This window comes from Stenotrophomonas sp. FW305-C-20-S1, assembly GCF_058783335.1.
Genome location: NZ_JBYTEK010000007.1, coordinates 26,231 through 43,148, shown reverse-complemented (window position 1 = coordinate 43,148; position 16,918 = coordinate 26,231). Strand labels below are relative to the sequence as shown.

The 16,918-nt window shown below is 66.8% G+C and carries 16 protein-coding genes and 1 riboswitch; of the genes, 7 read left to right on the top strand and 9 right to left on the bottom strand.

The window, feature by feature from the left end; all coding sequences use genetic code 11:
* Window positions 1-107 precede the first annotated feature (107 nt).
* A riboswitch (cobalamin riboswitch) is annotated at window positions 108-324 on the top strand.
* Window positions 325-465: 141 nt separating this feature from the next.
* The 3 genes from AC3WTC_RS05455 (at window position 466) to AC3WTC_RS05445 (ending at window position 2,689) form a co-directional block, all read left to right on the top strand.
* Window positions 466-1,137: an epoxyqueuosine reductase QueH gene (locus AC3WTC_RS05455; RefSeq protein WP_492710890.1), complete on the top strand. Its 672-nt coding sequence runs from the start codon at window positions 466-468 to the stop codon at window positions 1,135-1,137.
* Between the two features lie 57 nt (window positions 1,138-1,194).
* On the top strand, window positions 1,195-1,821 hold the full coding sequence (gene pncA, locus AC3WTC_RS05450; RefSeq protein ID WP_032978166.1) for a bifunctional nicotinamidase/pyrazinamidase: 627 nt from the start codon (window positions 1,195-1,197) through the stop codon (window positions 1,819-1,821).
* Window positions 1,822-1,966: 145 nt separating this feature from the next.
* Window positions 1,967-2,689, top strand: coding sequence for an NYN domain-containing protein (locus AC3WTC_RS05445; protein WP_492710887.1), 723 nt, complete (start codon window positions 1,967-1,969; stop codon window positions 2,687-2,689).
* Here AC3WTC_RS05445 and purU read toward each other — a convergent pair.
* Window positions 2,682-3,533, bottom strand: a complete 852-nt coding sequence (gene purU, locus AC3WTC_RS05440; RefSeq protein ID WP_093820901.1) for a formyltetrahydrofolate deformylase — start codon at window positions 3,531-3,533, stop codon at window positions 2,682-2,684. The genes AC3WTC_RS05445 and purU overlap by 8 nt on opposite strands.
* 113 nt (window positions 3,534-3,646) lie before the next feature.
* Between purU and AC3WTC_RS05435 the strand changes: the two genes are divergently transcribed.
* A complete protein-coding gene (locus AC3WTC_RS05435; protein WP_025875767.1) occupies window positions 3,647-4,558 on the top strand; it encodes a LysR family transcriptional regulator in 912 nt (303 codons plus the stop codon).
* Window positions 4,559-4,561: 3 nt separating this feature from the next.
* Here the strand turns inward: AC3WTC_RS05435 and AC3WTC_RS05430 are convergent, their stop codons facing one another.
* The 3 genes from AC3WTC_RS05430 to AC3WTC_RS05420 all read right to left on the bottom strand — a co-directional run bounded on the left by AC3WTC_RS05430 (window position 4,562) and on the right by AC3WTC_RS05420 (window position 7,092).
* Window positions 4,562-5,665, bottom strand: a complete 1,104-nt coding sequence (locus AC3WTC_RS05430; protein ID WP_492710885.1) for an NADH:flavin oxidoreductase/NADH oxidase — start codon at window positions 5,663-5,665, stop codon at window positions 4,562-4,564.
* 166 nt (window positions 5,666-5,831) lie between these two features.
* Entirely contained in the window at window positions 5,832-6,638 is an 807-nt protein-coding gene (locus AC3WTC_RS05425; protein ID WP_025875771.1) for an NAD-dependent protein deacetylase, read from the bottom strand.
* Window positions 6,639-6,681: 43 nt separating this feature from the next.
* A complete protein-coding gene (locus AC3WTC_RS05420) occupies window positions 6,682-7,092 on the bottom strand; it encodes an acyl-CoA thioesterase (protein WP_025875773.1) in 411 nt (136 codons plus the stop codon).
* A gap of 92 nt (window positions 7,093-7,184) precedes the next feature.
* On the opposite strand from AC3WTC_RS05420, the gene AC3WTC_RS05415 reads away from it, so the two are divergent.
* Entirely contained in the window at window positions 7,185-7,820 is a 636-nt protein-coding gene (locus tag AC3WTC_RS05415) for a LysE family translocator (protein ID WP_492710882.1), read from the top strand.
* Window positions 7,821-7,963: 143 nt separating this feature from the next.
* On the opposite strand, the gene AC3WTC_RS05410 is transcribed toward AC3WTC_RS05415, so the two are convergent.
* From AC3WTC_RS05410 to AC3WTC_RS05395, 4 genes are all read right to left on the bottom strand, one after another.
* On the bottom strand, window positions 7,964-8,983 hold the full coding sequence (locus AC3WTC_RS05410; RefSeq protein WP_025875781.1) for a ribonucleotide-diphosphate reductase subunit beta: 1,020 nt from the start codon (window positions 8,981-8,983) through the stop codon (window positions 7,964-7,966).
* Between the two features lie 127 nt (window positions 8,984-9,110).
* Window positions 9,111-11,522: a ribonucleoside-diphosphate reductase subunit alpha gene (locus AC3WTC_RS05405; protein ID WP_483021539.1), complete on the bottom strand. Its 2,412-nt coding sequence runs from the start codon at window positions 11,520-11,522 to the stop codon at window positions 9,111-9,113.
* A gap of 595 nt (window positions 11,523-12,117) precedes the next feature.
* On the bottom strand, window positions 12,118-13,218 hold the full coding sequence (gene zapE / locus AC3WTC_RS05400; RefSeq protein ID WP_025875783.1) for a cell division protein ZapE: 1,101 nt from the start codon (window positions 13,216-13,218) through the stop codon (window positions 12,118-12,120).
* A complete protein-coding gene (locus AC3WTC_RS05395; RefSeq protein ID WP_025875785.1) occupies window positions 13,215-13,886 on the bottom strand; it encodes an alpha/beta hydrolase in 672 nt (223 codons plus the stop codon). The genes zapE and AC3WTC_RS05395 overlap by 4 nt, the downstream gene beginning before the upstream one ends.
* A gap of 43 nt (window positions 13,887-13,929) precedes the next feature.
* Between AC3WTC_RS05395 and AC3WTC_RS05390 the strand changes: the two genes are divergently transcribed.
* Both AC3WTC_RS05390 and AC3WTC_RS05385 read left to right on the top strand, forming a co-directional pair.
* Window positions 13,930-14,787 carry an EamA family transporter gene (locus AC3WTC_RS05390; protein ID WP_492710879.1) on the top strand — a complete coding sequence of 286 codons (858 nt, stop codon included), beginning with the start codon at window positions 13,930-13,932 and terminating at the stop codon, window positions 14,785-14,787.
* Window positions 14,788-14,943: 156 nt separating this feature from the next.
* Window positions 14,944-15,321, top strand: a complete 378-nt coding sequence (locus tag AC3WTC_RS05385) for a DUF3011 domain-containing protein (RefSeq protein ID WP_218788390.1) — start codon at window positions 14,944-14,946, stop codon at window positions 15,319-15,321.
* A gap of 47 nt (window positions 15,322-15,368) precedes the next feature.
* On the opposite strand, the gene AC3WTC_RS05380 is transcribed toward AC3WTC_RS05385, so the two are convergent.
* Window positions 15,369-16,808, bottom strand: coding sequence for an ExeM/NucH family extracellular endonuclease (locus tag AC3WTC_RS05380; protein ID WP_492710877.1), 1,440 nt, complete (start codon window positions 16,806-16,808; stop codon window positions 15,369-15,371).
* Window positions 16,809-16,918: the final 110 nt, after the last annotated feature.

Here is a 16,918-nt window from a genome sequence, read left to right as displayed (position 1 = left end):
GTGCCCAGTATGGCAAGAGGCACTCTCACAGCCTGAGAAACGCGCCACAGCCCTGCGTTTTCATCGGCCCTTGACCATTGCCGCCAACGCGTCCACCGTGGGCACGCCGAAGGTATCCCTGCCGTGGCTTCGATGGCGGCAGGGATTTAAACGGGAATCCGGTGAAGGCGCCTTGCGCGCCCATTCCGGAGCTGCCCCGCAGCGGTGAATGGAAACGAATCCTGCCAACAGCACTGGGCTCGCGCCTGGGAAGCGGCAGGTAGTAGGTGGGCCAGCCGGCCCGTGTCCATCAGCCCGAATACCGGCCCCGGCCGGGGGACACGACCGTCCCCTGACTCGACCTGGAATCTCCGCGGGGAGGTTGCCGGGGCCGTCGTCGTCCTGCGCGTGCAGGCGATGTGGCCGCGCGCGTCCTGTTCACGGTTTCCGTCCAGACCCGCTGCCCACGCCCAGATGCACCCGACGATGACCGAGCTCCAACGCCCCACCCTGACCCTTCCCGACAACGGCAAGCGCCTGTTGCTGCACTCATGCTGTGCGCCATGCTCGGGCGAAGTGATGGAGGCGATCACCGCCTCCGGGATCGACTACGCGATCTTCTTCTACAACCCCAACATCCATCCGGTGAAGGAGTACGAGCTGCGCAAGCAGGAGAACATCCGCTTCGCCGAACAGCACGGCATCCCCTTCATCGACTGCGACTACGACACCGACAACTGGTTCAGCCGTGCGCGTGGCATGGAGAACGAACCCGAGCGTGGCATCCGCTGCACCATGTGCTTCGACATGCGCTTCGAGCGCACCGCGCTGTACGCGCACGAGCACGGCTACGACACCATCAGCTCCTCGCTGGGCATCTCGCGCTGGAAGAACATGGCGCAGATCAACGACTGTGGTGTGCGCGCCGCCTCGCGCTACGAGGGCCTGCAGTACTGGGACTACAACTGGCGCAAGGGCGGCGGTGCCAGCCGCATGATCGAGATCAGCAAGCGCGAGCAGTTCTACCAGCAGGAGTACTGTGGCTGCGTCTACTCGCTGCGCGATGCCAACCGCCATCGTCGCGAGAACGGCCGCGAGCGCATCAGGATCGGCCTGCTGTATTACGGGCAGGACAACGACACCGCCAGCGGCGATTGACGTGCGCGCGATGGGCGGCCACGCTGGCCGCCCATCTTCCGTTGTGCTGGACCTGCCATGACCGCCCTGCCCGCTGATGTCGCCCTGCTGGTGATCGACCTGCAGCCGGACTTCATGCCCGGTGGCGCCCTCGCCTGCGAACAGGGCGATGCGCTGGTGGCACCGATCAACGCGCTGCTGGCCGAGCGCCGCTACCGCACCGTGGTGGCCACCCAGGACTGGCACCCGGCCAACCACGCCTCGTTCGCCAGCCAGCACCCGGGCCATCTGCCTTTTGAAGCCATCCTGCTGCATGCACAGCCGCAGACCCTGTGGCCGGACCACTGCGTGCAGGGCAGCACCGGCGCCGCCCTGCACCCCGGCGTGGACTGGACCGTGGCCGACCTGATCCTGCGCAAGGGCAGCCGCCAGCAGGTGGATTCCTACAGTGCCTTCCGCGAGAACCACGGCCCGGACGGCACGCGCCCGGCCACCGGGCTGGCCGGCTGGCTGCACGAACGCGGCATCCGCGAGGTGCACGTGTGCGGGCTGGCCCGCGACTACTGCGTGCTGTGGAGCGCGCAGGACGCGGTGAAGTCGGGTTTCCGGGTGAAATTCCTGTGGGAGCTCACCCGGCCGGTGACCGAGGCCAATGACGGCATGGTGCGCGAAGCCCTGGCGAAGGCGAGGATCGCGATCCTGTAGGCAGCGTGTCGCCTCTGCCGCTTGTGCGCCTGATTCGCCCCCTGCAGAATCGAGCCCATCCAGCCCTCCAAGTACGCCCCCCAACAGATCGCGGGACGGCCGAACCGAGGGCTTTTTCATTGGACGAAGCCAGGAGGGCAACGGTATGCCGACGGCAGTTCTCATTGATGGCGGCTATTTCATCAAACGCTTTCGCCGCATCGAGCCCCACAACGCCTACAACGCTCAACGCGCCGCCGAGGTCGCTCACCGATGGGCCATCGCCCATCTGAAGCATGCAAGTGGCGAGCAACGCGATCTCTATCGCATCTTCTTCTACGATTGCCCGCCGCTGCGCAAGAAGATGCACAACCCGATTTCGGGGCTGTGCATCGACTACTCGCGATCCGACGAAGCACTGTTCAGATCCAGCCTGCACGAGGCGCTGAAGCAGAAATGGAAGGTCGCCCTGCGTCTTGGCCACCTCACCGACTTCAGTTCGTGGACGACCGGATCGCGAACCTTCGACGACCTGCTCAAGGGCAAGCGGACCTTCGGCGATCTTCAGGCCGATGAGCTGCAACCGGATGTGCGACAGAAAGGCGTGGACATGCGCATCGGCATCGACATTTCCTCACTCGCCCTCAAGCGCCAGGTCCGCCAGATCATCCTGATGGCCGGCGATGCCGACTTCGTGCCCGCCGCGAAGCTCGCCCGGCGTGAAGGGGTCGATTTTGTATTGGATCCGATGTGGTCATCCATTCCCAAAGGGCTGATGGAACATATCGATGGCGTGCGTTCCACCTGTCCCAGGCCAGTCCAGCAGCAGCAGCGGGCGCATCGTGGGCAATTGCCGGGCTCCATCCCGGGCACTGCCCGCGTTACCTGAACACCACCGTGCGGTGCCCGTTGAGCAGGATGCGGTGCTCCACATGCCGGCGTACCGCCCGCGCCAGCACCTGCGATTCGGTATCGCTGCCCAGCCGTACCAGCTCGCGCGGGGTCATCGCGTGGTCCACGCGGGCCACGTCCTGTTCGATGATCGGGCCTTCGTCCAGGTCTTCGGTGACGTAGTGCGCGGTGGCGCCGATGATCTTGACCCCGCGCGCGTGCGCCTGGTGGTACGGCTGCGCGCCCTTGAAGCTGGGCAGGAAGCTGTGGTGGATGTTGATCGCCCTGCCCGCCAGCGCACGGCACAACGTGGGCGAGAGAATCTGCATGTAGCGCGCCAGCACCACCAGGTCGATGCGCTCGCGCTCGACCAGATCGATGATCTGCTGTTCCTGCGCCGCGCGCGTGTCGGCGTTCACCGGCAGGTGGTGGAACGGCACCTGGTAGGACGCTGCCAGTGCTGCGAAGTCGGCATGGTTGGAGGCCACCGCAGCGATGTCCACCTTCAACTGGCCGCTGTGGGCACGGAACAGCAGGTCGTTCAGGCAATGGCCCTGCTTGCTGACCAGCACCAGCAGGCGCGGCCGGCGGCGGCCATCATGCAGCTGCCAGTCCATGCCGAAGTCTGCGGCCAGTGCGGCCATCGCGGCGTGCACGGTGTCCAGCGGCAGGCCCGCATCGCGGTCGAAGTGCACGCGCAGGAAGAAGCGACCGCTCTCCTCATCGCCGAACTGCTGGGCGTCGAGGATGTTGCAGCCGTGGTCGAACAACAGGCCCGACACGCGGTAGACGATGCCGGTACGGTCGGGACAGGAGAGAGTGAGGATGGAATCGGGGCGCATCGCCGGAGTGTAGGGCAGCGCCGCTGCGCGGTGAACGATGGTCACCGATGCAACCGACTGCTTGGGACAGACCCAAGCGATACTTGGCCTTCCGCATGGCAAGCTGGTCGGTCATGAACCTGTTGCAGCTCATCCGCAGCTTCACCCGCACCGCAGAGACCGGCAGCATTGCCGCTGCGGCGCGCACCCTTGGCATCAGCGCCACCGCCGTGGGCCAGAACATCAACCGGCTGGAGGCCCACCTGGGCGTGCGGCTGCTGAACCGCAGTACGCGCCAGCTGGCGCTGAGCGAGGCCGGCACGGTGTATCTGGCGCAGGTGCGGCATATCGAAGCCGACCTGGCGCGCGCGCAGGCGATGGTGACCGCCGGCGACGTGGAGCCGGCCGGGCCCCTGCGCATCGCCAGCAGCAGCGCGTTCGGCCGGCACGTGCTGGCACCGCTGCTGCCCTCATTGCAGCAGCGCTACCCGCAGCTGCAGCTGGAGCTGCGCCTGACCGATCGCGCCGTGCAGCACGGTGCCGAGGCGGTGGATGCCAGCATCCGCATCGGCGCGCAGCTGGAGGACGGGCTGGTGGCACGTCCACTGGCACGCATCCCGTTCGTGTTCTGCGCCTCGCCGGCGTACCTGCAGGCGCACGGCACGCCGTTGCAACCGGCGCAGCTGGCCGCCCATCGCGGCCTGCTGCATCGCTTTCCCACCGATGGCCGGCCACTGCGCTGGGGCCTGCTGAAGGACGGCGAGCGGGTGGATGCCGCGCTGCCGCCGAGCATGGTCTGCGATGACATCGACGCGCTGGCCGAGCTGGCCGCCGCCGGTGCCGGCATCACCCGGCTGGCGGCGTTCGTGGCCGAGCCCTACCTGCGCGATGGTCGCCTGCAATGCGTGTTCGGTTGCGGCACCGACTGGCAGCCGGAACCGATGGACGTCTACTTCTGCGTGAGCGACCGCCGCGATTTCACCGCCAAGATCCGCGCGCTGTTCGAGCACCTGCAGGCCGGCCTGCCGCCGGCCTGGCAGGTGTAGTGCTCAGCGCGGGCTGAACACGCCGCGTGCGTCGCGCGGTTCGCAGCGCAGGTACTGCGGTGCCGGCACCACGCTGTCGCCCAGTGCAGCAGCGGCGTGCCACGGCCAGCGCGGGTCGTACAGGATGCCGCGGGCCAGTGCGATGGCATCGGCCTGGTTGTGGCGCAGGATCGATTCGGCCTGCTCCGGCTCGGTGATCATGCCCACCGCGATCACCGGCATGCGCACCTTCTTGGCCTTGATCGCCGCCGCGAACGGCACCTGGTAGCCCGGGCCGACACTGATCTTCTGGCGCTCGTGCAGGCCGCCGCTGGACACATGCAGGAAATTGCAGCCGCGCGCGTCCAGCACCTGTGCCAGCGCCTCGCTCTGCACGATGTCCCACCCCCCCTCGACCCAGTCGCTGGCGGAGATGCGCACGCCTACGGCGACCTTGTCCGACACTGCGGCACGCACCGCGTCGAACACTTCCACCAGCATCCGCAGGCGGTTCGGCAGCGAGCCGCCGTAGCCATCGGTGCGGCGGTTGCTCAGCGGCGACAGGAACTGATGCAGCAGATAACCGTGCGCGGCGTGGATCTCGATCAGCTCGAAGCCCAGGCGCTCGGCGCGCACCGCACTGGCGGCGAAAGCGGCAACGACTTCGGCGATACCGGCCTCGTCCAGTTCCTGCGGTGCCGGATCGGCGGCATGGAACGGCAGCGGCGACGGCGCAACCGTGGTCCAGCCGCGTGCATCATCGGCCGGCAGCTGGCCACCGCCATCCCACGGGCGCGTCGTAGAGGCCTTGCGGCCCGCATGGCCCAGCTGCACGCCCAGCGGCATCGGCGACCAGCGGCGCACGCTGGCCAGCACCTGCGCCAGGGCCGCTTCGGTGCCGTCATCCCACAGGCCCAGATCGGCCCAGCTGATGCGGCCGCGCGCTTCGACTGCGGTGGCCTCCAGGATCAGCAGGCCCGCGCCGGACTGCGCCAGGTTGCCCAGATGCATGGCATGCCAGTCGCTGGCGCGGCCGTCTTCGGCGGAGTACTGGCACATCGGCGCGACGACGATGCGGTTGGACAGGGTCAGGGGGCCGAAGGAGATCGGCGAAAACAGCTGGCTCACGGCAGTGGGGGTGTACCAAAGGGGGTGCGTATTGCACCGCTGTGCGGCCGATAGATCAACCGTGTGGGTGGATCGCTGTTTCGTGGGGGCGCGTTGTGGGTAGCGCCGGGCCACGCCCGGCGAGCGCACAGCGCGGCAGCCCGTTTCCGCCGGGCATGGTCCGGCGCTACCCGATGACGAACCCGGCCAGCGCCTCGGCGCAGTCGCGCTCGTCCTTGAACTGCAGCAGGTCGTCGGCACGGGTGCGGCCACGGTTCAGCGCGGCCACCGGCAGACCCGCCTTGGCCGCGGCCTGCACGAAGCGGAAGCCGGAATAGACCATCAGCGAGGAACCCACCACCAGTACTGCATCCGCCTGCTGCAGGTGCTCATGCACCGCAGCCACACGTTCACGCGGCACGTTTTCGCCGAAGAACACCACGTCCGGCTTCAGCAGGCCACCGCAGTGCGGGCAGTCGGGCACCGCAAACGCGGAGAAGTCGGTTTCCAGATCGGCGTCGCCGTCCGGCGCGATACCGGCCTGCAGTAATTCCCAGCCGGGGTTGGCCTGCAGCAGCCGCTGCTGGAACGCCTCACGCTCGCTGCGGCGTTCGCAGCCCATGCAGCGCACCAGGTCCAGGCGGCCATGCAGGTCGATCACGTTCTGGCTGCCCGCGCGCTGGTGCAGGCCATCCACGTTCTGGGTCAGCAGCACCTGCAGCTTGCCGCTGTCCTCCAGTGCGGCCAGCGCCTGGTGGGTGCCATTGGGCCGGGCCTGGCCGAAGCGCGGCCAGCCCAGCAGGCTGCGCGCCCAGTAGCGCTGGCGGGTGGCGGCCTCGCCCATGAAGGCCTGGTAGGTCACCGGCGGCGTGCGCTTCCACTGGCCATCGGCATCGCGGTAATCGGGGATGCCCGAGGCGGTGCTGCAGCCGGCGCCGGTCAGCACGAACAAGCGCTGGGCGCGGTCGATGAAGTCGGTGAGCGGCGGGGTCATGGCAGCCAGATGGGGGCGCACCGGCGCCCTCGCAAGCATCGGCTCAGGCCGCCGGCGCGCCGGGCAGCTGCGGCACGGTCACCGGGTGGCCATCGTCGCCCAGGGCGATCATCACGAAGTGGCCACGGGTGCACAGCTTGCGCTCGCCGCTGTGCAGGTCCTCGGCGATCAGCTCCACCTCGACCTTCATCGAGCTGCGGCCGACCTCGACGATGCGGCCGATCGTTTCCACCATCTGGCCGATGCGGATCGGCAGCTTGAAATCGACCTGGTCGCTGCGCGCGGTCACCACGGTGCGGCGCGAATAGCGGGCGGCGGCGAGGAAGGCGGCCTTGTCCATCCATGCCAGGGCCTGGCCACCGAACAGGGTGCCCATGTGGTTGGTGTGGTTGGGAAAGACGATTTCGGCCATGCGCACTTCGGTCGGCGGCACGGTCTCGGGGATGGGGGTCATGGGGGCGGTTCGGGTGTGGGGTGAGACGGATTTTAAGGCAGGTGGTGTGCAGGCGGCGCTACACTTCGGCACCCCCACTGCGTGAACCCACCATGCCCGCCACGTCCGACCTGCTGGCCTTCGCCCTTGTCTCGCTGGCCATGGTGCTGACGCCCGGGCCGAACATGATCTACGTGATCTCGCGCTCGATCTGCCAGGGCCGCATGGCCGGGCTGATCTCGCTGGGCGGGGTGGCGCTGGGCTTCGTGTTCTACATGCTGTGCGCGGCGCTGGGCATCACCGCGCTGCTGATGACCGTGCCGTTTGCCTACGACGCGCTGCGCGTCGGCGGCGCGCTGTACCTGCTGTACCTGGCGTGGCAGGCGCTGAAGCCCGGCGGCCGCTCGCCGTTCGCGGTGCGTGATCTGCCGGTGGACGGCCCACGCAAGCTGTTCGCGATGGGTTTCCTGACCAACGTGCTGAACCCCAAGGTCGCGGTGATGTACCTGTCCCTGCTGCCGCAGTTCCTGCACCCGGACAGCGAGGGCAGCGTGCTGATGCAGTCGCTGGTGCTGGGCTCCACCCAGCTGCTGGTCAGCGTGAGCGTGAACGCGGTGATCGCGATAATGGCAGGCAGCATCGCTGGCTTCCTGGCCGCCCGCCCCACCTGGCAGGCGGTGCAACGGTGGTTCATGGGCACGGTGCTGGCCGGGTTGGCCGTGCGCATGGCGGTGGATGGGCGGCGGTAGCGGTAGGCCATGCCCGGCGGAATGCGCACGGCACCCTGAAAACCTTCCGCGCTGCGCGCTCGCCGGGCGTGGCCCAGCGCTACCGTAAAAACGAAAAACCCCGGCGTTGGCCGGGGTTTTCGCGACAGGCCTGATTGGATCGATCAGAAGTTCATGTCGAAGGCGACTTCGCCCTTCACGCCCACCTGGTAGGCCGAGGCGCGGCGTTCGAAGAAGTTGGTCAGTTCCTGCACGTCCTGCAGTTCCATGAAGCTCAGCGGGTTGCGCACGTTGTACTTGCGCTCCATGCCCAGGCGATGGAAATGGTTGTCGGCGCAGTGCTGCAGGTACTGGCGCATGTCACGGGTGGAAATGCCAGCCACGCCACCGGACAGCACGTCCTCGGCGAACTGCACTTCGCACTCGATGGCCTCGGCCAGCATGTCATAGACATCCTGCTTCATCTTGTCGTCGAACAGGTCCGGCTCTTCCTCGCGGATCACGTCCACGCACTCGAAGGCGAACTCCATGTGCGCGCTTTCGTCGCGGAACACCCAGTTGGTGCCCGAAGCCAGGCCGTTGAGCAGGCCGCGCGAACGGAAGTAGTACACGTAGGCGAAGGCGGCGAAGAAGAACAGGCCTTCGATGCACGCCGCGAAGCAGATCTGGTTGAGCAGGAACTGACGACGCTCTTCGCGGGTCTCGATGCGCTTCAGGTCCTGGATCGAATCGATCCACTTGAAGCAGAAATCGGCCTTCTTCTTGATCGAGTCGATGTTCTCCACCGCGGCGAAGGCTTTGACGCGCTCGTCAGGATCCGGCAGGTAGTTGTCCAGCAGGGTCAGGTAGAACTGCACGTGCAGCGCTTCTTCATACAGCTGGCGCGACAGGTACATGCGCGCTTCGGGTGCGTTCAAGTGCTGGTACAGGTTCAGCACCAGGTTGTTGGACACGATCGAATCGCCGGTGGCGAAGAAGGCGACCAGGCGGTGGATCAGGTGGCGCTCGCCCGGCGACATCTTGCTGTGCAGGTCGCTGATGTCGATCTGGAAGTTGATCTCTTCCACCGTCCAGGTGTTCTTGATCGCATTCCGGTACATGTCATAGAACTGCGGGTAGCGCATCGGGCGCAGGGTCAGTTCAAAACCGGGATCGAGCAGCATCTGCTTGGGCTTGTCGGCCATGGGTGTTTCCTTGTCTTCTCGGGTCAAAACGCCGGGCATGGCCCGGCGCTACCTTGGTATTTCCGTAGTCGGGCAGCAGTGCCGACCAACGGTCGGCACCCACCGCGCGTTAATCCACCGCGCGGTGTTACTGGCAGGCTTCGCAGGCTTCCGGGTTCTCCAGCGAGCAGGCGATGGCCTCCTCCGGGCTGAACACCTTTTCCGGCGCAACGCTGGCCGTGTGGCTGACGGTGGTCTTGGCGATCTTGGTGGCCGGACGCGAACGCAGGTAGTAGGTGGTCTTGATGCCCTGCTTCCAGGCGTACATGTACATGGAGGACATCGCGCCGATGCTCGGGCTTTCCATGAACAGGTTGAGCGAGGCGGACTGGTCGATGAAGGCACCACGGTCGGCGGCCATGTCGATCAGCGAACGCATCGGCAGTTCCCATGCGGTGCGGTAGACGTGGCGCAGCGTTTCCGGAATCTGGGTGATGGCCTGGATCGAACCGTCGGCCAGCTTGATTGCATCGCGCATTTCCGGGGTCCAGTGGCCCAGCTTCTTCAGCTCGTTCACCAGATAGCGGTTCACCTGCAGGAAGTCACCGGACAGGGTCTCGCGCTTGAACAGGTTGGACACCTGCGGTTCCACGCACTCGTAGCAGCCGGCGATGGAGGCGATGGTGGCGGTCGGGGCGATCGCGATCATCAGCGAGTTGCGCAGGCCGTGTTCCTTGATGCGTTCACGCAGGGCATCCCAGCGCGCGGCATCTTCCGGCACCACGTTCCAGGCATCGAACTGCAGCTCGCCGCTGGCCGCACGGGTGTCGGCGAAGGACGGGTGCTTGCCGCGTTCCTGGGCCAGTTCGACCGAGGTTTCCAGCGCGTGGAAGTAGATGGTCTCGGCAATCTTCTTCGACAGCGCGCGGGCTTCGGCGCTATCGAACGGCAGGCGCTTGCGGAAGAACACGTCCTGCAGGCCCATGCAGCCCAGGCCGACCGGACGCCAGCGCAGGTTGCCGCGGCGCGCCGATTCGATCGGGTAGAAGTTCAGGTCGATCACGCGGTCCAGCTGGCGCACGGCCAGGCGCACGGTGTCGGCCAGCTTGTCGAAATCGAACTCGCCGTTGCCGTCGAAGTGGTTGCCCAGGTTGATCGAACCCAGGTTGCACACCGCGGTTTCTTCAGCCGAGGTGACTTCCAGGATCTCGGTGCACAGGTTGGACAGGTGGATCACGTTGCCGGCACGCAGGGTCTGGTTGCTGGCGCGGTTGCACTTGTCCTTGAAGGTCATCCAGCCGTTGCCGGTCTCGGCCAGGGTGCGCATCATCCGCGAGTACAGCTTGCGCGCGGAGATGGTGCGGTTGGCCTTGCCCTGTGCTTCGGCCTGCAGGTAGGCGGCCTCGAAGGCTTCGCCGAACAGGTCGGTGAACTCGGGCACCACGCGCGGATCGAACAGCGACCATTCCTGGTCCGACTCGACACGCTTCATGAACAGGTCCGGGATCCAGTTGGCCAGGTTCAGGTTGTGCGCACGGCGCGATTCGTCGCCGGTGTTGTCACGCAGCTCGAGGAAGTCCTCGATGTCGGCGTGCCAGGTTTCCAGGTACACACAGGCCGCGCCTTTGCGCTTGCCACCCTGGTTCACCGCAGCCACCGACGAATCCATGGTCTTCAGCCACGGCACGATGCCGTTGGAATGGCCGTTGGTCGACTTGATGAGCGAGCCACGCGAACGCACGCGGGTGTAGCTGACGCCGATGCCGCCGGAGAACTTGGACAGCTGGGCGATGTCGCCGTACTTGGAGTAGATCGATTCCAGCGAATCCTGCGGCGAGTCCAGCAGGAAGCACGAGGACAGCTGCTCGTGGGTGGTGCCGGAGTTGAACAGGGTCGGGCTGGACGGCAGGTAGTCCAGGTTGCCCATGCGCTTGTACAGCGCCAGGGTTTCCGGCACATCCTCGCTCAGCGCGCTGGCGATGCGCAGGAAGAACTGCTGCGGGGTCTCGATCACCTTGCGGGTGTGCGGGTGGCGCAGCAGGTAGCGGTCGTACAGGGTACGCAGGCCGAAGTAATCGAAGTTCAGGTCCAGCGAGCTGTCGATGGCATCGTTGAGCTTGCGTGCGTTGGTCTGCACGAAGTTCAGCAGGCGGTCGTTGATCAGCCCCACTTCGTGGCCACGACCCACCGACTGCGAGAACGCGTGGATTTCCTGGTTGGACACTTCCTTGGCGATGAAGTTGGCCAGCAGGCGCGCGGCCAGGCGGCCGTATTCGGGTTCTTCGCCGATCAGCAGCGCCGCGGTGCGGATGGACAGTTCGTCCAGCTCCTGGGTGGTGGCGCCGTTGTACAGGCCGGAAATGGTGCGGGTGGCCACACGCATCGGATCGACGGCGTGCAGGCCCTCGGAGGAACGCTGCACCGCGCGGACGATCTTGTTCAGATCCACCAGCTCGGTCGTGCCATTGCGCTTGGTCACACTCATCGCGTTGGACGTCGGCGGCGACGTCAACAGGAATTCGCTTTCCTTCTCGATGGTGGCGCTGGTCTCGGTGGTCACGGCGTGTGTCCTCTTGGCGTGATGGATGGTGGCTCGGAGCATCGGGTGACGCGGCCCGGGACATGACAGCCCAGGGTGGCAGACCGGTGTCGCAGGAATTGAGACCCTGCGCCTGTGGCTGCCGCTGGCAGTGCTGACCGGTGCCGCTGCGGGCATGGAGGGCGTATCACCGGAGAGTCCGGCGATCCATTCCATGGACCCGGCGGCTTGGGGTCCCCACAACCGACAGCCACAAGATAGTGGGGGTAGTTGGGTCCGTCAACGCCAAATGTAGTGAAATTCGGCAATCCCTTGCGCCGCAAGGATCGTGCCATCGGCGCCCGGTTTGGACGCTTTGGACCTGCTGGAACGGGCTGCGCAGTCAAGCCCGAAACACGTCATCGCGGTGGCAATCAGCGCCCCACCAGCGGAACGATGACAGCTTCACATGACAGGACCACGCAGGCGAGGGACAAGTCTGTGGATAGGTGGTGGGCAGACAGTGGGCAGCCGGTGGACGGGGCAGCATCAGGTAGTGCCGGCCGCTGGCCGGCAGCCCATGACCTGCGGAAGCACCAGGCGGATGCTGGCCAGCGGCCGGCATCCGCCCCGGTTGTCACGCCCGGTGCGGGGTACCCAGGTACTCGGCGCTCTGCATTTCGATCAGGCGCGAGGCCGTACGCTCGAACGCGCCCTGCAGCCGGGTACCGGTGTACAGCTCGACCGGCGAGGTGCTGGCGGTGCAGACCAGGTTGACGTGGCGGTCGTATAGCTCGTCGATCAGGTTGACGAAGCGGCGCGCGGCATCCTCGTTCAGGCGATCGAAGGCCGGAATGCCCCCCAGCAGCACGGTGTTGAACTCGTGCGCGATCTCGATGTAGTCCGACGGCCCGCGCGGGCCTTCGCACAGGGCGGCGAAGTCGAACCAGGCAATGCTCTTGCCGCGCGCGCGCACCGGAATCTTGCGGCTCTCGATTTCGATGTTGCCCGCCTTGGCCGGCTGGCCACCGCTCAACTCGCCCCAGCGCGTAGCCAGCCAGGTGTCACTGTCGGCGGCCAGCGGCGCGCGGTACACCGGCGAACGGGTCAGCGCGCGCATGCGGTAGTCCTCGGTGCCTTCGGCGTACAGCTCCACGCAGTAGCGCTGCAGCAGGCCGATGGCCGGCATGAAGCTCTCGCGCTGCAGGCCGTTGAGGTACAGGTTTTCCACCGCCGTGTTGGAGGTGGTGACCAGGGTCACGCCCTCGGCGAACATCCGCTCCAGCAGGCGCGCCAGCAGCATGGCATCGCCGATGTCGGTGACGAAGAATTCGTCCAGCACCAGCACGCGCAGGTTGCTGCGCCATTCCTGGGCGATCTTCGCCAGCGGGTCGCTCTGGCCCTGGTGCTCGCGCAGGCGCTCATGCACGCTGCGCATGAACCGATGGAAGTGGGTGCGGTACTTCTGCTTGATCGGCAGGCCGTCGTAGAACAGGTCGACCAGGAAGGTCTTGCCGCGGCCGACGCCGCCCCAGAAGTACAGGCCCTTGACCGGCTCGGGCTTCTTCCAGAACGAGGACAGGCGGTCCAGCCAGCCGTCCTCGGCGCTGTCCACCAGGGCCAGATGGATCCGGTCCAGCTCGGCCAGGGCCGCATGCTGGGCCGGGTCGTTCTGCCAATCGCCGCGTTCCACCCCGGCCGCATAACGCTGCGTCGGGGTCAGTTCCACCTCGCTCATGCCGCCGTGCCCAGCCAATGCTTGACGCCGTGGGTGAGCGCGCCGCGCAGGTCGATCAGCTTGCGGTGGAAGAAGTGGCTGGTTTCGGGCATGCGCACCAGTTCATGCGGGGCATCGAGGGTGTCCAGCCACTGGTACACGGCCTGCGGGTCGACGATTTCATCCTGCTCGCCCTGGATCACCAGCCAGCGGGCCGGCGGCGCGATGCCATCGAAGTCCCAACGGCCCGCCGGCGGCGCGATCGAGATCAGCGCTTCGGGCTGCAGTTCGGCGGCAGCCTTCAGCGAAACGAATGCGCCGAAGCTGAAACCGGCCAGCCACAGGCGGTCGTCCGGGCGCTGCTGGCGCACCCAGGCGGTGACGGCCTTGAGGTCCTCCTGCTCGCCCACGCCATGGTCGAATTCACCGGCAGAGCCGCCGACGCTGCGGAAGTTGAAGCGCACCGTGGCAATGCCCAGCTCGCGCAGGGTGGTGGCGGTCATGGTGACCACCTTGTTGTGCAGGGTGCCGCCTTCGGTGGACAGCGGATGGCAGATGATGGCCACGATCGGCTGCACCGGCACATCGGCCTTGGGCAGGTCGACGAGCACTTCCAGCGGGCCAACCGGGCCCTCCAGTGCAATGCAGGCGGTTTCGCCGGGGGCGACGGGGAACGAGGGCGTGTGCATGGCACCATGATAGCGTCCCCCGCCGCTGCCCTGTGCCCGCCCCATGCTCTACCTGTCCCTGGCCGTGATCTGCAGTGTGCTGGTTTCGGTGTTGTTGAAGCTGGCTGGCCGTCGCCAGCTGGACGTTGCGCAGATGGTGACCTGGAACTACCTGGTGGCGGCGACGATGACGGCGGTGGTGCTGCAGCCGCCACTGGACGCACTGCGCGGACCGCATGCGCCGTGGCTGTCATTGCTGGCGCTGGCGGTGGCGCTGCCCTCGATCTTCCTGGTGCTGGGCCGCGCGGTGGCGGTGGCCGGCATCGTCCGCAGTGATGTGGCGCAGCGGTTGTCGCTGCTGCTGTCGCTGGCGGCGGCGTTCCTGTTCTTTGGCCAGAGCGCCAGCACGTGGAAGCTGGTGGGGCTGGGCCTGGGCCTGCTGGCGATGGTGGCCATCAGCCTGCGTCCGCGCGGCCCGGCAGTGGCCGCTTCCGCCGGCGGCTGGGGCTGGCTGCTGGGTGTGTGGGCCGGATTCGCGGTGGTGGATGTGCTGCTCAAGCAGGTGGCGCTGTCGGGCACGCCGTCGATGGCGGCGGTGCTGGCCAGTTTCAGCGTGGCCTTCGTGCTGATGCTGGCGCTGCAGTTGTGGCGGCATTTCAGTGGGCGCAGCCGCCTGGCCTGGCGCAACCTGGGTGCGGGTGCACTGCTGGGCCTGCTCAACGGCGGCAACATTCTTTTCTATGTGCATGCGCACCAGTCGATGCCGGACAGCCCGGCCACCGTGTTCGCCGGCATGAACATCGGCGTGGTGGTGCTGGGTGCGCTGGTTGGCGTATTCGCCTTCGGCGAGCCTATGAGCCGGTGGAACCGCCTCGGACTGGCGCTGGCGGTAGTCGCGATCACCCTGATCGCGCTGGGTTGATGCGCACAGTTCGCGCCGTTGCCGATAGCCGGTGCAGAAGATTCCGATCCTGCTGCGCATTTCGATTGATACGTTGACGCCGCTCACAGTGCAGTTCCGTCGTGATGGGCATCCCGCTGCCTAGACTCGACCGGACCTGCATCTGGAGAGAATGTGATGAAACACGTGTGCGCTCTCATGCTGCTGGCCGCAACCCTGACCGGTTGCAGCAGCATCGGAGGCTATCCCGATTTCAGCGGCGGGATCGGCTATCCATCACATGAACCGGCCTATCCGCGCTATCCCGCCTATCCGCCCCCCGTACAAACCCATCGCGGCGATTCAAGCTCGGAAGTGGTGAGCTGCAGCAGCCGCGACCAGCGTCGCGCGCATTGCCATGCACAGGTCTCACAGAAGGACAGCGTGCACCTGATCAACCGCGAGTCACATGCCTCCTGCCTGCAGGGACGCGACTGGGGCGTGGACCGCGGCACGATCTGGGTCGACAACGGCTGCCGTGCAACCTTCCGCATCGAGCGCTACTACTGGCGATGAGCAGCAGGCCGTCCGGCCGGTCCGCACAGGGCCGGCCGGGCACCCACTCAGCGATCGAAGCCCAGCAGCAGCGGGTCGTGGTCGGAGCTGCGCCACGGGCCCTGCACGTTGCGGCCCTGGTAGCCGCTGGCGTCCTGCTCGTCGGCATTGCTGTGCCACTCGGCGGCGCCGGCGAGGCGCTTGGCCATGGTCGGGCTGAGCAGCGCATGATCGAGGCGGCCGGTGTAGCCGTTGTAGACGTAGCTGTAGGGCTGTTCGACCTTGGCCACCTTGAAGGCATCCTGCCAGCCGAGGTCGTGCAGGGTGCGGATCGGATCTTCCATGGCGTAGGCGTTGAAATCGCCCATCAGCACCACGTCCTTCACCTTCAGGCGGGCGGCTTCGGCCTGCACCCAGGTGTTGAGCTGCCTGGCCGATTCCACGCGGGTGGCGTTCCAGCAGCCCTGCCCGTCATTGCGGTCGGCGTCGGCGCCACTGGCATCACGGCAGCCCTTGGACTTGAAGTGGTTGGCGACCACCATGAACGGTGCGCCCTTGCCCTGGAAGGCCTGTGCCAGCGGCGCACGGCTGTGTTCGACGAAGGGGCCGTCGAGCTTGGTCAACGGCGTGCCGAGCGGCTTGAATTCGCTCTTGCGGTAGATGATGCCGACGCGGATCGGATTGCTGCCGGGGCCTTGGCCGGCATCGACGAACGCCCACTGTTTGTCTGCGGCGAGGCCGGCATTGAGCGCATCCACCAGTTCGGCGATGGCCGACTGCGGGCCGTAACCGTCGTTCTCCAGTTCCATCAGCGCGGCGATGTCGGCGCCCAGCGCGTTGACGGTGGCGACCAGCTTGCCGACCTGCGCCTTGTGCTCGTCCAGCGTGCGCGCGCCGCGCAGGGTCGGGAACCCACCGCCCTTGCCGTCACCATTGAAGAAATTCTCCAGGTTGAACGCAGCGATGTGCAGGCGGCCGGGTACGCTCGGCACGGCCGGGCGCTGCAGGTCCGGCAGCTTCAGTACACCATCCACCTGCAGGCTGGGCCGGCCCTGCGCGTCCACGCGCACGGTGCCTTCCACGTTGCGCAGCTGCATGCCGGTACGCAGCACCGGGTTGCCCGGCAGATAGGCGACGCTGGCCGGATCACGCGCATTGCTGCCATCGTCCAGCAGCAGGCGGCGGTGCTGGTTGTCGGCCATCACCTGTTCGATCCCGGCACTGCCGGGCGCGGCCACTTCGGTCGGCTGCCACAGGCGGCCATCGAAGGCGACGGTGAGCTGGCCGAAGCGTTCCAGGCCATCGGTGCCGGCCAGGGTGAGCGGCGCGGCGATGCGCACGTGCTGCCCATCCAGTGCACGCCAGTCGGCCGGCGCGGCGGCCAAGGTGACGGTGGCTGGGCTGCGTGGCGCAGGCGCCGAGGTCGGCGCAACCTGTGGCTGGGCCTGGGCGAAAGCGGATGCCGGCATCAGCAGGGACAGGGCAAGGGCGAGGGAACGGCGACGCATCGACAGACGACTCCACGGAAGAGGCGCACAGACTAACCCTGAAATGCGAAACCCCGCCTGCGCAGCGGGGTTCCGGCCTTGGTGGGCAAAGCTGGGGTAGTGCCGGCCGC